Annotated in this window: 10 protein-coding genes; all 10 read right to left on the reverse strand. The window is 42.2% G+C overall.

What is annotated here, in order from left to right:
• Nucleotide 1 precedes the first annotated feature (1 nt).
• Nucleotides 2-1,714 (reverse strand): zinc ribbon domain-containing protein, encoded by a 1,713-nt coding sequence (locus DXB39_RS04385; RefSeq protein WP_158565942.1) that lies wholly within the window; start codon nucleotides 1,712-1,714, stop codon nucleotides 2-4.
• Between the two features lie 131 nt (nucleotides 1,715-1,845).
• Nucleotides 1,846-2,709, reverse strand: coding sequence for a DegV family protein (locus DXB39_RS04390; RefSeq protein WP_117840856.1), 864 nt, complete (start codon nucleotides 2,707-2,709; stop codon nucleotides 1,846-1,848).
• A 190-nt stretch (nucleotides 2,710-2,899) separates the two neighbouring features.
• The gene (groL, locus tag DXB39_RS04395; RefSeq protein ID WP_117840855.1) at nucleotides 2,900-4,522 is read right to left on the reverse strand and encodes a chaperonin GroEL; all 1,623 of its coding nucleotides are present in this window, start codon (nucleotides 4,520-4,522) and stop codon (nucleotides 2,900-2,902) included.
• Nucleotides 4,523-4,589: 67 nt separating this feature from the next.
• Nucleotides 4,590-4,874 carry a co-chaperone GroES gene (gene groES, locus DXB39_RS04400; RefSeq protein ID WP_022242508.1) on the reverse strand — a complete coding sequence of 95 codons (285 nt, stop codon included), beginning with the start codon at nucleotides 4,872-4,874 and terminating at the stop codon, nucleotides 4,590-4,592.
• Between the two features lie 232 nt (nucleotides 4,875-5,106).
• Nucleotides 5,107-5,895: a Cof-type HAD-IIB family hydrolase gene (locus tag DXB39_RS04405; RefSeq protein WP_117840854.1), complete on the reverse strand. Its 789-nt coding sequence runs from the start codon at nucleotides 5,893-5,895 to the stop codon at nucleotides 5,107-5,109.
• A 170-nt stretch (nucleotides 5,896-6,065) separates the two neighbouring features.
• On the reverse strand, nucleotides 6,066-7,559 hold the full coding sequence (locus DXB39_RS04410) for a glutamate synthase subunit beta (protein WP_022242506.1): 1,494 nt from the start codon (nucleotides 7,557-7,559) through the stop codon (nucleotides 6,066-6,068).
• Between the two features lie 14 nt (nucleotides 7,560-7,573).
• Nucleotides 7,574-12,127, reverse strand: coding sequence for a glutamate synthase large subunit (gltB, locus tag DXB39_RS04415; protein ID WP_117840853.1), 4,554 nt, complete (start codon nucleotides 12,125-12,127; stop codon nucleotides 7,574-7,576).
• A gap of 355 nt (nucleotides 12,128-12,482) precedes the next feature.
• The gene (locus tag DXB39_RS04420) at nucleotides 12,483-13,226 is read right to left on the reverse strand and encodes a CPBP family intramembrane glutamic endopeptidase (protein ID WP_158565944.1); all 744 of its coding nucleotides are present in this window, start codon (nucleotides 13,224-13,226) and stop codon (nucleotides 12,483-12,485) included.
• On the reverse strand, nucleotides 13,213-14,676 hold the full coding sequence (gene folK, locus DXB39_RS15185; RefSeq protein ID WP_330416439.1) for a 2-amino-4-hydroxy-6-hydroxymethyldihydropteridine diphosphokinase: 1,464 nt from the start codon (nucleotides 14,674-14,676) through the stop codon (nucleotides 13,213-13,215). Before folK ends, DXB39_RS04420 begins: the two co-directional genes overlap by 14 nt.
• Nucleotides 14,669-15,487 (reverse strand): dihydropteroate synthase, encoded by an 819-nt coding sequence (folP, locus tag DXB39_RS04430; RefSeq protein WP_117840851.1) that lies wholly within the window; start codon nucleotides 15,485-15,487, stop codon nucleotides 14,669-14,671. The genes folK and folP overlap by 8 nt, the downstream gene beginning before the upstream one ends.
• Between the last annotated feature and the right edge of the window lie 62 nt (nucleotides 15,488-15,549).

Raw genomic sequence — 15,549 nt, forward strand, 5'->3', positions numbered from 1 at the left:
TTTAGTTTCCAAACTGAGTTAAATTATCAGTTACTTCGTAAGTATAATCAACCTTCTGAGTTACAACCAGATCATTAAACATCTGTGCCCCATCTGTATAACCCTCAACATTATCCCATCCATCATCATACTCTAAATCAGTATATCCTTCGATATCACCATATGTATTAAAGTTCTGGCTTCCATCGGATAATGCCATAATATTTGTATATTTTACCGGGAAGTATACAACAGTTGGCTCAAATGCATTTTCTGCACTGGTTACAGTTGTCGAAAATACCAGATAAAGGACGTTCGTATCACCCCATGTATCACTGTTTTTTGCAACCAGATAATAAGAACCTTCATAACTGAATCCGGAATTTCCAATATAGGAATTGTTATTTGCAAAATATGCATCTAACGCATCTGTTGCTTCATTTTTCATGGAATCCAGATTGTCTGCTGAAATATCTGCAGCAGATGTTACATAAGAATCTACTCCGGATACAGTATATTCTTTTGATGTCTGTGTGAATTTGTAACCATTTGCCAATGCATTCTCTTCTGACTCATCAACAGTTAAAGTTACGGTATCTCCGACATCAAGACTGTCATAATCTTCAAAGTTGAACCACAGATAACGTAAATAGTCATCCTCTGAATTATTTGTCCAGTTTGGATATACATAAGGTGGTGTTCCTGAGAAGGTTACCTCGATATCTTCAAACGGATCAACTTCTTTTACTTCTTCCAGTCCTTCTACTGTAAATTCCTGTTCTTTGGAAAGAATTTTAACTCCTGCTTTTTTCTCATAATCTTCATTCCATGAAGCAGTAACGGTTACCACATCACCATTTGACAGGTCTGAATCCGGTTTCACATCAAAAGTAATACTGTCAATCAAATCCCAGTTACTGCTTCCCATCAAATCTGTGAGGTCACTCCAGTCAAGGTCATCAAGAGATTTTACATTTTTAAGTTTCTTTCCCTGTGCCTTGATAACAGCTTCACTGAATCCGGTCTCGTCGAAATCAACATATGCTGTTCCTGCTGTTTCATATCCGTTATACTCTACAGAAATATAATCGTTGATATTTACTTTCTTTTTCTGATTCTTCACTACCACAAGTGCAACAATTGCAACTACTACAACTGCAATGACTGCAATAAGCAATGCCCATAACTGTTTCGTCATCTTAAATGGTTTCTTAGGCGGGCGTGCCTGCTGTGGCTGTCCCTGGAACTGTCCCTGCTGTGGCTGTCCCTGGAACTGTCCCTGCTGCGGCTGTCCCTGGAACTGTCCCTGCTGTGGTCTTCCCTGGAACTGTCCCTGCTGTGGTCTTCCCTGGAACTGTCCCTGCTGCGGCTGACTCTGGAACTGTCCCTGCTGCGGCTGTCCCTGGAACTGTCCCTGCTGCGGCTGACTCTGGAACTGTCCCTGCTGCGGCTGACTCTGGAACTGTCCCTGCTGCGGCTGTCCCTGTGCCGGTGCTGCCTGTTCTGCCGGCTGTTCCTGTACCGGTGCTTCCTGTTCTGCCGGCTGTTCCTGTACCGGTGTTTCCTGCTCTGCCGGCTGTTCCTGTACCGGTGTTTCCTGCTCTGCCGGCTGTTCCTGTACCGGTGCTGCCTGCTCTGCCGGCTGTTCCATCTCCCCTTTTAATTTCTGGCCACAATTCGGGCAAAAATCTGCATCATCACCCACTTGTGTGCCACAATTTCCACAAAATGCCATTTTCATTTTCCTCCTTGGTTTTACCATGATATGTTACTTGCTTTTATGCATTAACAAGTTAAACTATTTCAAGTTTACACAATATTTTGTGGTTGGTCAATCAATTTTACCGAGAATTTACACTTTAAATCTTATAATTTTCTTGCACAGGCAAGTGCTAATGCTCCCGGTCCGATATGGCAGGATACATTTAAAGAAAGCGGATCCATCATAATGTCTGTAATCCCAAATTCTGCTTCCACTTCTTTGCGGAATTCCATCGCTGCACTTATATCTCCAGTGTATGCAATACAAAGCTGCATCTCATCCTGACACTCCTTAAAGCGGGATGCATAGTCATCTTTTACTGCTTTTATCATAATGCTTTTTGCCTGCTTTACCGTTCTGGCTTTTGCAAAAGCATCCAGCTTTTCACCCTGAATCTGTAATACTGGTTTTAATTTCAACAATGTTCCCAGTGCTGCTGCTGTCGGTGTAATTCTTCCACCTTTTTTCAGATAGTAAAGGGTATCTACCATGATATAAATGCTGGACTGGAATTTTGCATCCTCTAAAATATCTTTAATCTCTTTTCCGCTCTTGCCACTCTCTGACAGCCTGATTGCATCAAATACGGACTGTTTCTGTGTTACAGAAATTCTCTGATTGTTTACTACAAAAACCTTGCCCTCATACTCTTCATCTGAAGATAATGCTGTTGCTGTCTCACAGGAACTGCTCAATCCACTGGATAAAGGAATGTATACTATTTCATCATATTCTTTTAAAAGCTCATCCCAACGGTCTGTAAGGTCTCCTACTGCCGGCATGGATGTTGAAATCTCAGCTCCATCTGTTAGATGCTCATAAAATGTATCCTGTGTCAGATTGATATCCTCAAACAGTGTTTCACCATTTATAAAAAAAGGCATTGGTAATACGCTAATCCCTAACTGCTGCGCTTCTGCCTGACGAATTCCACTGGAACTGTCTGTAAGAATAACTACCTTTCCCATTTTTCTTCCTCCTTGCTATTCAGACTTCATGTTACACAATGAAATAATTGTAACATATTTTGCAAATCAAAACAACTGCCCCCAAAAAAACTAACATCAGGAAAAAACTGCATAGCAAAACTCCTGACTGCATTATCCGCAGCCAGGAGCTCTCTATCCTTACTTTTCAGTAATATATTTTATTTTCTTATTACATCATTCCCATACCTGGGTTTCCTGCCGGCATTGCAGGAGCATCTTCTTTGATATTTGCTACAACAGATTCCGTTGTAAGTAATGTAGATGCTACAGATGTTGCATTCTGCAAAGCACTTCTTGTAACCTTAACCGGGTCAAGGATACCAGCTTCTACCATATCTACATATTCTTCTGTTGCTGCATTAAATCCGATACCAGGAGCGGACTCTTTTACTTTATTAATAATAACTGCACCTTCGAGACCTGCATTTGCGGAAATGTAATACAATGGAGCCTCCAATGCCTTTAAGATAACCTTTGCACCGGTCTTCTCATCACCTTCCAATGTCTCAGCAAGCTTTGCAACTTCTTTGGATGCATGGATGTATGCAGAACCGCCACCTGCGATGATTCCTTCTTCGACTGCTGCTCTTGTTGCATTCAAAGCATCTTCCATACGAAGTTTTGCTTCTTTCATTTCTGTCTCTGTTGCAGCACCAACACGGATAACTGCTACGCCACCTGCCAGTTTTGCAAGTCTTTCCTGTAATTTTTCTTTATCAAATTCAGATGTTGTCTCTTCAAGCTGTGCACGAATCTGGCCGATTCTTGCCTGAATTTCTTCTTTATTTCCTTCACCATCAACGATAACGGTGTTCTCTTTCTTAACCTTAACAGATTTTGCACGGCCAAGCTGTGCCATAGTAACATCTTTTAATTCCAGGCCAACTTCTTCTGAAATCACCTGACCACCGGTAAGGATAGCGATATCTTTTAACATTTCTTTTCTTCTGTCGCCATATCCTGGAGCTTTTACTGCTACTACGTTAAATGTTCCACGCAGTTTATTTACAATCAATGTAGTTAAAGCTTCACCCTCGATATCTTCGGCAATGATAAGAAGTTTGGAACCGGACTGAACAATCTGCTCTAACAGTGAAAGGATTTCCTGAATGTTGCTGATTTTCTTATCGGTAATTAAGATGTACGGTTCATCTAAAACTGCTTCCATCTTATCCATATCTGTGCACATATATGCGGAAATGTATCCACGGTCAAACTGCATACCTTCTACCAGGTCAAGCTCTGTCTGCATGGTCTTGCTCTCTTCAATGGTAATAACACCATCATTGGAAACTTTTTCCATTGCGTCTGCTACCATGTTGCCAACGCTTTCATCACCTGCGGAAATAGATGCAACTTTTGCAATCTGGTCTTTTCCGGTTACTTTAGAAGACATTGCTGCGATTGTTTCAACTGCTTTTTCAGTTGCTTTCTTCATACCACGTCTTAAAACGATTGGGTTTGCACCAGCCTCTAAGTTCTTCATTCCTTCCTGAATCATTGCTTGTGCAAGAACAGTTGCTGTTGTAGTACCATCACCGGCGACGTCATTGGTCTTGGTTGCTACTTCTTTTACAAGCTGTGCGCCCATATTTTCGAATGCATCTTCCAATTCGATTTCTTTTGCAATGGTAACACCATCGTTTGTGATTAATGGAGCTCCATATGATTTATCCAGTACAACGTTTCTTCCTTTTGGTCCGATTGTTACTCTGACTGTATTTGCCAGTTTATCAACTCCAGCCTCTAATGCTGTTCTGGCTTCTGTTCCATATTTGATTTCCTTTGCCATAATTTCTTACCTCTTTCTTCTATTTTCCTATTTTATTATTTGTTTTATTTACCAATTATCAATTCGATTATTCTACTACTGCAAGAATATCATTCTGCTTTACGATGATATATTCTTCGCCATCCAGTTTTACTTCTGTTCCGGCATATTTAGAATAAATAACCTTCTGACCTTCTTTTACCTGCATGGTAACTTCTTTGCCATCTACCACTCCGCCAGGACCAACTGCGATTACTTCTGCTTCCTGTGGTTTCTCCTGTGCAGCACTTGCTAAGATAATTCCGGATTTGGTTTTTTCCTCTGCTTTTAACTGTTTTAATACAACTCTGTCTGATAATGGTACTAATTTCATGATTCATTGCCTCCTTGATTCGGTCTCTTTGTTTTCTTTCTTTTTTATTAGCACTCATTCAAGCCGAGTGCTAACCGATAGTCATATAATAGTTTCTGCGTCTCTTTTTCGCAAGCCTGACCATTTTTTATTTTTCTCTTGTTTCCTTATATTTTTTCTCGATATCTCGTTTTTTCTCTCGTTTTCTCACTTTCTGCAATTTGTAACGATTTAATACTTTTTTTAGATTTGTTTATGAAATCAGTCCAAAATGCTCCAATCCCTTATAAATGCCGTCTTCGTGCAATGATGCTGTGATATAATCCGCTGCTTCTTTTGCTGCTTTGGTACCATTTCCCATGGCAATTCCATGCTGCACATGCTTTAACATTTCCACATCATTGATACTGTCTCCAAATGCATAGGTATCTTCTTTCTCAATACCAAGAAGCTCACAGGTTTTTTCGATGCCGGACGCTTTGGAAAATCCTTTTGGAATAAACTCTGCGCATGCCGCATCATGCACCAGCGGTGTGAAATTCTCTTCCAAATGGGAAAGTACCTTAAGATAAGCATCATCCGGTGTAGAGCAGGAAAACTTACTGATTTCCATAATTGCTTCATTTCCCGTTACCGGCAGCAAATCCTCTCCCAATGTCTCTTTTAGTTTCAAGCCATAAGGGTCTTCTTCAAATTCTTCCAGATCCATATACAAATTCCGGCTTCCCTCATATACCGTAGGAATTCCATACTCTTTTAATATATGTATGGTATCCTCTATCAATTCCTGTTCTAATTTTTTATAAAAAAGTGTTTTTCCATCCAGCTCTATCCAGGTACCGCAGCCTGCCACAATTCCGTCGAATCCCAGTGCCAGCAATCTTTCATCCTGAATAAATGCTCTGGTTCTTCCGCTGCAGAGAAATGCCAGATGTCCATTTTCCCGTAGCTTCCGGATTGCTTCCTTTGTGCTCTCCGGTATCACAAAATGCTCGTCCCACAATGTTCCATCAATATCAAAAAATACTGCTTTCCTGCTCATTCTCTTTATGTCCTTTCGCTGTTTTCTTCTTCTCGTTCTTTTTGTCACAAGGATTATTTTATGCCCCAAAAGCAGAATGTGTCAACCACGAAAAAGCCGCCTGCCACAGCTCACCTTCCGGCGTCACCATAGTCAGACGACTTTCTTCTATCATTATATTGTAATTTTCATTACTGTACGGAAAGATAAGAATATCCCATCAGACTTTCGTCTACTTCACGGGCTGCTTCTCTTCCTTCACGGATTGCCCATACAACCAGGGACTGTCCACGATGCATATCTCCTGCTGTAAAGACATTTTCCACGTTGGTCTTGTAATGACCGGCTTCTGTTGCCACATTGGTTCTGGCATTTAAGTCTACGCCGAATGCTTTGGCAATGTAATCTTCTGTTCCAAGGAAGCCTGCTGCAATCAGAACCAGATCACAATCTAACTTGCTTTCAGAGCCTGGTACTTCCACCATCTGCATCCGTCCGGTCTTTTCATCCTTTTTGCCCTCTAATTTTACGGTTTTTAATCCGCAGAGCTTACCGTTCTTGTCTTTTAAGAACTCTTTTACGGTTGTCTGGTAAATACGAGGGTCGGAGCCGAACATGGCAATTGCTTCTTCCTGACCGTAGTCTGTCTTGCAGACTCTCGGCCACTCCGGCCATGGATTGTTCTCAGCACGTTCATCCGGTGCCTTTGGCATCATTTCAAGCTGGATGACACTGGCTGCGCCGTGACGGATAGAAGTTCCGACACAGTCATTTCCGGTATCTCCACCACCGATGATAACTACTTTCTTTCCCTTGGCAGAAATATATTTGTTATCTTTAAGCTCGGAATCTAAAAGGCTCTTGGTAGTTGCCTTTAAGAAATCTACTGCAAAGTAAATGCCTTCTGCATCTCTGCCCGGAGCTTTGATGTCTCTTGGATTCTTTGCTCCACAGGCTAAGATGACACGGTCATATTCTTTTAAGAGTTTTGCCGGCTTGATGTCTTTTCCAACATTGGCATTGGTAATAAACTCGACACCCTCTTCTTTCATTATATTAATCTTACGGTCAATAACCCATTTTTCCAGCTTCATATTCGGGATTCCATACATCAAAAGTCCACCGACACGGTCATCTCTTTCAAATACGGTAACGGAATGTCCTCTTTTATTCAACTGGTCTGCTGCTGCAAGTCCGGCAGGACCGGAACCGATGATTGCAACCTTCTTTCCGGTACGGACTCTTGGAGGTTTTGCTGCAGCATATCCTTTTTCATAGGCATTTTCAATGATTCCATGCTCATTTGCCTTACAGGTTACCGGGTCTTCCCAGTGTCCACAGGTACAGGCTGCTTCACAAAGTGCCGGACATACTCTTGAGGTAAATTCCGGGAAGTTGTTGGTCTTGGTCAGACGGTTATATGCCTGCTCCCAGTTGTTGGTATACAAAAGGTCATTCCACTCCGGTACCAGGTTATGCAGCGGACATCCGCTGGTCATTCCCATGATATTCATACCAGCCTGGCAGAACGGCACGCCGCAGTTCATACAACGTGCTGCCTGTACTCTTTGTTTCTCTTTTGAGAGAGGGGTATGGAACTCGTTAAAGTTCTTGATACGCTCCTTTGGTGCAACCGCTGCTGCATTCTCTCTGTCATATTCCATAAATCCTGTTGGTTTTCCCATTTTGCGTCCCCTCCTTAATTTCTTGTATTCGCATAAAATGCTTCAATCTGTGCCTGTTCGGAAGACAATCCTTTTTCTTCCATCTGAACAATTGCCATTAACATACGGTTATAATCGTATGGAATTACTTTCTTGAACTTCGGCAGATACTCACTGAAATTATCTAAGATTTCTTTTCCCTTTTCAGAATTGGTCAAAGCTACGTGTTCTTTAATCATATCTTTCAATTCCATAACATCGTATTTGTTTCCAACTTCTTCTGAGAATACCATTTCTTTATTCAGTCTGGTATAAAGGTCGTTGTCCTCATCTAATACATAAGCGATACCGCCGCTCATTCCGGCTGCAAAGTTTTTGCCAGTCTTACCAAGGATAACAACACGTCCACCGGTCATGTATTCACAGCCATGGTCACCGACACCTTCTACTACTGCAGATGCTCCGGAATTTCGTACGCAGAAACGTTCTCCTGCCACACCACTGATAAATGCTTTACCACTGGTTGCACCGTAAAGTGCTACGTTACCGATGATGATATTTTCATCTTTCTTATATTTCACACCTGCCGGAGCATATACAACCAGTTTTCCACCGGAAAGTCCTTTTCCGAAGTAATCATTGGAATCTCCTACCAGTTCCAGTGTCAGTCCTTTTGGAATGAATGCACCAAAGCTCTGTCCACCGGCTCCGGTACATTTTACAATGAAAGTATCTTCATCTAATGTATCATCATATTTCTTTGTAATCTCAGAACCGAAGATGGTACCAAAGGAACGGTCTGTATTGCTTACTTCTACATCAATGCTTCTCTTCTGTTTCTTATCCAGTGCAGAAGAAAGCTGTTTTAACAGTACAGTTTCGTCCTTGGTCTTCTCCAGTTCGAAATCGTATACATGTTTTGGATCAAATGTAACTTTCTCCTTTGGTCCTGCAAACGGGTTATTCAAAATCTTGGAAAGGTCGATTTCTTTTTCCCGGTCTGTCAAATCCTCTCTTACCCGGAGAAGGTCACTTCTTCCTACCATTTCATCAATGGTACGGCAGCCTAACTTCGCCATGATTTCTCTTAATTCTTCTGCAATAAACCGCATGAAGTTTTCTACATATTCCGGTTTTCCCGCGAAACGTTTCCGAAGCTCCGGATTCTGTGTTGCGATTCCGGCAGGGCAGGTATCCAGATTACATACACGCATCATCACGCATCCCATGGTTACCAGCGGTGCAGTTGCAAATCCGTACTCTTCTGCTCCAAGTAATGCAGCAATCGCTACATCACGGCCGCTCATCAGCTTACCGTCTGTCTCAATTCTTACCTTATTACGAAGTCCGTTCATAATCAGAGTCTGGTGTGTCTCTGCAAGTCCAAGCTCCCAAGGAAGTCCTGCGTTATGGATAGAACTGCTTGGTGCTGCACCGGTACCACCGTCATAACCGGAAATTAACACTACCTGTGCTCCTGCCTTGGCAACACCGGCTGCGACTGTACCAACGCCTGCTTCTGATACCAGTTTTACGGAAATTCTTGCATCACGGTTGGCATTCTTCAAATCGTAAATTAACTGCTCCAAATCCTCGATGGAGTAGATATCATGATGAGGTGGCGGTGAAATCAAGGATACACCCGGTGTGGAAAGTCTTGTCTTTGCAATCCAAGGATATACTTTCTTGCCCGGAAGGTGTCCACCTTCACCAGGTTTTGCACCCTGTGCCATCTTAATCTGAATCTCTTCTGCACTGACTAAGTAACGGCTGGTTACACCAAACCGGCCGGACGCTACCTGCTTGATTGCAGAACATCTGTCTAAGCTTGTATTTTTACTTGCGATACGGTCCGGATCTTCTCCACCCTCACCGGTATTGGATTTACCATGTAAATGGTTCATGGCAATTGCCAGTGTTTCATGGGCTTCCTTGGAAATAGAACCATAGGACATCGCACCTGTTTTAAATCTTGTTACAATAGAATCTACGCTTTCTACTTCTTCAATCGGAACACCTTTTTTCGGGAAATTGAAATCCATCAGTCCACGAATATTGGCATCACGTTCTTCACTGTTCACAAGGTCTGTGTACTGTTTGAACAGGTTGTAATCTCCACGTTTGGTTGATTCCTGTAAAAGGTGGATGGTTGCCGGATTATAAAGGTGAACATCTGCGCCACTTCTCATCTTGTGACGTCCCTTGCTGTCTAAAGTAAGGTCTGTCTCTAATCCCAATGGATCATAGGCTGCAGAATGCAGAGTATCTACATCTTTTGCAATGTCTTCCAGTGTAATTCCACCGATACGGCTTACGGTATTTGTGAAATATTTATCAATTACTGCGGAGTCAATACCAATTGCCTCAAAAATCTTAGAACCCTGATAAGACTGAATGGTTGAAATACCCATTTTGGAAGCAATTTTTACGATACCACTGATAATTGCCTGATTGTAATCATGGATTGCTGCATAGTAATCCTTGTCTAACATATGCTCGTCTACTAACTGCTTTACGGTATCCTGTGCCAGATATGGGTTGATTGCACAGGCACCATAACCAAGCAATGTTGCAAAATGATGTACTTCTCTTGGTTCACCGGATTCCAGAATCATGGCAACTGCAGTTCTCTTCTTGGTCTTTACCAGATGCTGCTGCAAACCGGATACTGCCAGAAGGGATGGGATTGCCACATGGTTCTCATCAATGCCACGGTCGGAAAGAATCAGGATATTTGCACCGTCACGGTATGCACGGTCTGCTTCTACAAACAGATGATCCAATGCTTTTTCCAGGCTTGTATTCTTATAATATGTAGTAGGAAGAACCACAACCTTGAATCCTTCTACTTTCATATTTTTAATTTTCATCAAATCTGTGTTGGTAAGAATCGGGTTATCTACCTTTAATACCTGACAGTTAATCGCCTTTTCTTCCAGCAGGTTACCATCTTCTCCGATATATACGGTAGTGGATGTAACCACTTTCTCACGAATGGAATCAATTGGCGGGTTTGTTACCTGTGCAAATAACTGTTTGAAATAATTAAACAGTGGCTGATGGTCTCCTGCCAGTGCTGCCAGCGGAGTATCAATACCCATTGCAGAAGTTCCTTCTCCTCCGTTTAATGCCATCGGAAGGATTGCTTCACGCAGTGATTCGTAAGTATAACCGAATGCTTTCTGCATTCTCTGACGCTCTTCTTTGGTATATTCCGGAACACGCTGATTTGGAATCTTTAAATCCTCCAGTTTAATCAGGTTACGGTCAAGCCATTCACCATAAGGCTGTTTGCTTGCGTAATACTCTTTTAATTCATCATCATTGATGACTCTTCCCTGAATAGTATCTACCAGAAGCATTTTACCCGGGCGGAGTCTTTCTTTTACGACAATCTTGGTCGGATCAATATCAAGCACTCCAACCTCGGAAGAAAGAATCAGCTGGTCATCATCGGTAATATAATATCTGGAAGGTCTTAATCCGTTACGGTCAAGAACGGCTCCCATGACATCTCCATCTGAGAAAAGTATGGATGCCGGTCCATCCCAAGGCTCCATCATGGTCGCATAGTACTGATAGAAGTCTTTCTTCTTCTGGGACATGGTATTGTTATTTGCCCATGGCTCCGGAATCATAATCATAACTGCCAGTGGTAAATCCATTCCACTCATTACCAGGAACTCTAAGGTATTATCTAACATTGCTGAGTCAGAACCTTCGGAATTAATAACCGGAAGGACTTTCTGCAGTTCCCCTTTCAGTTCTTCGGACTCCATGGTCTCTTCACGGGCAAGCATCTTATCTGCATTACCTTTGATGGTATTAATCTCTCCGTTATGTACAATGAAACGGTTCGGATGTGCTCTCTCCCAGCTTGGATTGGTGTTGGTTGAGAATCTGGAGTGTACGGTTGCGATTGCAGATTCATAATCTTTATCCTGAAGGTCTGCAAAGAACTGACGCAGCTGGTCTACTAAAAACATTCCTTTATATACAATAGTACGGCTGGAAAAGGATACTACATAAGTATCATCATTAGACTGCTCGAATACCCGTCTTGCCACATACAACCGGCGGTCAAAATCAAGTCCCTTGGCTACTTCAGCTGGACGTTTTACAAATCCCTGCATGATATATGGCATACAGTCTACTGCTTTCTGTCCCAGTTTATCCGGGTCAGTCGGAACTTTTCTCCATCCTAAGAATTTCATTCCTTCCTTTTCCACGATAACCTCAAACATTTTCTTTGCCTGATTCCGTTTCAGCTCATCCTGTGGGAAGAAAAACATTCCGACACCGTAATCTCTTTCTCCACCAAGTTCAATATCTGATTCCTTTGCTACTTTAGAGAAAAATTTGTGTGATACCTGAAGCAGAATACCAACACCGTCACCGGTTTTTCCTTCTGCATCTTTACCAGCTCTGTGCTTTAAGTTTTCTACAATCTTTAAAGCATTCTCTACTGTAGCATGGGATTTGATACCTTTGATGTTTACCACAGCTCCGATACCGCAGTTATCATGTTCAAAATTTGGATCATACATACCCTGTGCTACTGCTGTACTTTCATTCCACTGTTCTGTCATAATCGTTCCCTTTCTGCTTTCTCTTTATTTTCTGTCTTACTTTGTTACCTGCACTCTGCTGCTTTAAAGTGCTTTTATTTTCTGAACTAAGTTTACACCCGGCGTAATATACTTTGCAATAGTTTTTTTCTTGCTATTGTCTGATTATTAGACAATTCATTTTATATTCTTTTATTGTATTTATATTTATCATTTTTTTGCATATAAAAAAGGCTTATTAAAACAATTCAACGTGTTTTTTGTTGAAAATATTTTTTCATAAGCCTTTTGAATTTGCCTGCTATTTTAAATTGTGTCTGAATTGTTTCTCTGTTGTACTGGAATTTCTTAGGAAGGTTTTGAGTGTATCTGCTCTTTACTTCTCTTTTCCACCACGGAAAGCCAGCACAAGCAACACCACTATCAGCACGCTCTCCACCACGGTGCATATGACGCTTCCCGTCATGGATGCATCCATGAAATGAAACAGCTTTGTCTCGCTTCGAAGTACCGATACCAGATTCGTTACCATATGGGCTGCCATGGCTGCGCCAAGCCCTTCCTGTTCCATGATGACTGCCAGCAAGAGTCCTACCGCTGTGGCATAAAGGAACTGCACCAGATTAAAATGCATGGCTCCAAATATTACTGCCGATAATACAATTGCCGTCTTCACTCCCAAAAACGCTTTCAAACGCTGGTAAACGATGCCACGGTAAAGAAGTTCCTCTAAGAACGGAATTATGATACAGGTTCCAAGTATTTCCAATGCCAGGCTGCTGCCGTAAAATGCAGCACTTACTTCCTGATAACTCTGCGATGTTTCTTTTAAGCCGGTATATCCGATAAGATTATTTAACACTACGCCAAATAAGCCTGCGGCTGCTGCAAATAAAATGGTTCGTGGCAGATTTGCCATTTTCCCGCCATCCTCTTTCCGATAGAAAGCATAGATAAAGGGAAATGCTATCACCGTTGCAATAATCTGATAAATCATATAATTTTCATTGGTCATTGCATGGATGATATTTAACACAAACATCACAACGTTGGTTACTACAAAATAAATACCAATGGGATAAATCACTTCCCAGATGCGAAGTAACTTATAATCTTTCAATATATTCTGCCGCCTCCTCGATACTGTCACAGATTGCCTTTGCACCAGCCTCCTGCAACTCTTCTCTGGTTCCGAATCCATAAGTGATACCGATGCAGTCCATATGTGCTTCTTTGGCTCCTGACACATCAAATCTGGTATCTCCAATCAATACTGCTTCGGTGGTATCATAAATATGCATCCGCTTTATCGTTTCCTGCAGCACCTCATATTTGCTGTCTATTCTGCCATCCATTGTGGCTCCCACCACTTCATCAAAATAGGAGAGGATATGAAAATGCTCCAAAATACGCCGGCAGGATTCTTCCGGCTTGCTGGATGCCAGTCCGATACGATAGCCTTTTCGCTTGAGAGATTTCAAAGCATCCTCAACGCCATCAAAAAGGCTGCATTCAAAGATACCGGTTGGATGATAGCGTTCCCGGTACTTAGCTACTGCCGCTACTGCGGTCTCTTCATCCATGCCATAATGTTCCATAAAAGTATTTTTAAGCGGCGGTCCGATAAAGAATTCAAGCTTATCTGCATCCGGTTCGTCAATACCATATGCCTTTAGGGCATACTGGGCACACTTTGTTATTCCTTCCTTGGAATTGGTAATGGTTCCATCCAAATCAAATAAAACAATGTCTTTTCTGCCCTTCAGTTCCTGTTTCATCTGAAGCACCGTCCTTTTTAACACAGGATGCCAGAGATATGGTGCGATTTCACACAGCGGTTCTAACACAAACAGGCGGTTTGCCATATCAATATGCGGAATCGTAAGTTCCGGGGTAGATATCACTTCATCATCATAAAATAAAATATCAAGGTCTATCGTTCTTGAGCCCCAGCGCATCTTACGTTCCCGGTTGCCATGAGCTTCTATGGCATGAAGCTTCTCCAATAATTCTTCCGGTGTATACAGGGTTCGAAGTTCCAGACATCCATTAAAAAATGCGCCTTCTGCCACGCCGCCATAAGGTTCTGTCTCGAGGATATCAGATACCTTTCCTACCTTGCAGTCTTCTAAGTTCCGCAGTTCTTCAACGGCATCTTCAATATATTTTCTCCGGTCGCCCATATTGGAACCAAAGGCAAGATATACCTTATGCCAGCCCCGTTCTATTTCCACTGCCACATCTGATAAAGGCAGTCCCACCGGTGCCCATGGTTTATGTATGGAAAATTTTAATTTCTGAATCAACGGAAAATGCAATAACACTGCCCGTGCTGTCTGCTCTGCTGCAGCTTCAATCAGCTTATAGGTATGTGTCGTCAGAAATTCTGTTACAAAATGGCTGACTTCTCCATAATTTACCGATTCTGTCAAATCATCCGAATATCCTGCTTTTCTGGTTGGTAAATAAAGTTCCATATTAATTAGAAACTTCTGTCCAAGCTTTGTCTCCTCCGGGAATACTCCATGATTTGCAAATAGCTCAAGATTTTCTATGATAATTTTATCCATGTAATCCTCCATCCCTGATTGCTTCTGCCATCTTAATTGCCTCTGCATTGGCACGCACATTGTGTACGCGGACAAATCCGCAATGTGCCCATACGGCATAAGCACTGGTTACTGCTGTGGCTGTATCACGTTCCTTTGCCGGAACATCCAGCGTCAGACCGATTACCGACTTCCGGGATGTGCCAAGCAGCACCGGATAGCCCAGTTCATTCAGTTCTCCCACGCATCGGATAGCTTCTAAATTATTCTCATAAGTCTTGCCAAATCCTACACCCGGGTCTGTCATAATACCATCTTCACGAATCCCCGCTTCCTTTGCAAGACGTAATGTTTCCCGCAAATCATTTTTCATATCTTCCATAAAGTTCTTATAATCTGCTTCGTTGCGGTTGTGCATCAGACAGCATGCGGCATCATATTTTGCAATCACGCCAGCCATTTTATCATCTGCTTTCAGTCCCCAGATGTCATTTAAAAGATGTGCTCCTGCCGCAAGGTTAGCCTCTGCCACCTTACTTTTATAGGTATCTACGGAAACCGGCACATCAAAACGGCTTACAATTGCTTCTACCACCGGAACAGTACGCTCAATTTCTTCTTCATCAGAAATCTTTGTATAACCCGGTCTTGTGGATTCTCCACCCACATCGATGATATCTGCCCCCTGTTCCATCATTTCTTCTACATGCTTTAATGCAAGGTCTAACTGGTTATAACTTCCCCCATCCGAAAAAGAATCCGGTGTTACATTTAAGATTCCCATTACATAAGTATGATTTGCTGTGTCAAATGTCCGATTGCCTATTCTCATTTTTCTTCTCCTTTTATGCTGTCTGTAGAACCTGCTACCAACAGCTTCTTGCGGATGCCTGG

This window comes from Roseburia sp. OM03-7AC, assembly GCF_003462625.1.
In the GTDB taxonomy this organism is placed as follows: domain Bacteria; phylum Bacillota; class Clostridia; order Lachnospirales; family Lachnospiraceae; genus Roseburia_C; species Roseburia_C amylophila.

Excerpts from the sequence above, each read along its gene's own strand:
- DXB39_RS04385 (WP_158565942.1), bottom strand. The coding sequence starts at position 1,714 with ATGGCATTTTGTGGAAATTGTGGCACACAAGTGGGTGATGATGCAGAT.
- DXB39_RS04390 (WP_117840856.1), bottom strand. The coding sequence starts at position 2,709 with ATGGGAAAGGTAGTTATTCTTACAGACAGTTCCAGTGGAATTCGTCAG.
- groL (WP_117840855.1), bottom strand. The coding sequence starts at position 4,522 with ATGGCAAAGGAAATCAAATATGGAACAGAAGCCAGAACAGCATTAGAG.
- groES (WP_022242508.1), bottom strand. The coding sequence starts at position 4,874 with ATGAAATTAGTACCATTATCAGACAGAGTTGTATTAAAACAGTTAAAA.
- DXB39_RS04405 (WP_117840854.1), bottom strand. The coding sequence starts at position 5,895 with ATGAGCAGGAAAGCAGTATTTTTTGATATTGATGGAACATTGTGGGAC.
- DXB39_RS04410 (WP_022242506.1), bottom strand. The coding sequence starts at position 7,559 with ATGGGAAAACCAACAGGATTTATGGAATATGACAGAGAGAATGCAGCA.
- gltB (WP_117840853.1), bottom strand. The coding sequence starts at position 12,127 with ATGACAGAACAGTGGAATGAAAGTACAGCAGTAGCACAGGGTATGTAT.
- folK (WP_330416439.1), bottom strand. The coding sequence starts at position 14,676 with ATGGATAAAATTATCATAGAAAATCTTGAGCTATTTGCAAATCATGGA.
- folP (WP_117840851.1), bottom strand. The coding sequence starts at position 15,487 with ATGAGAATAGGCAATCGGACATTTGACACAGCAAATCATACTTATGTA.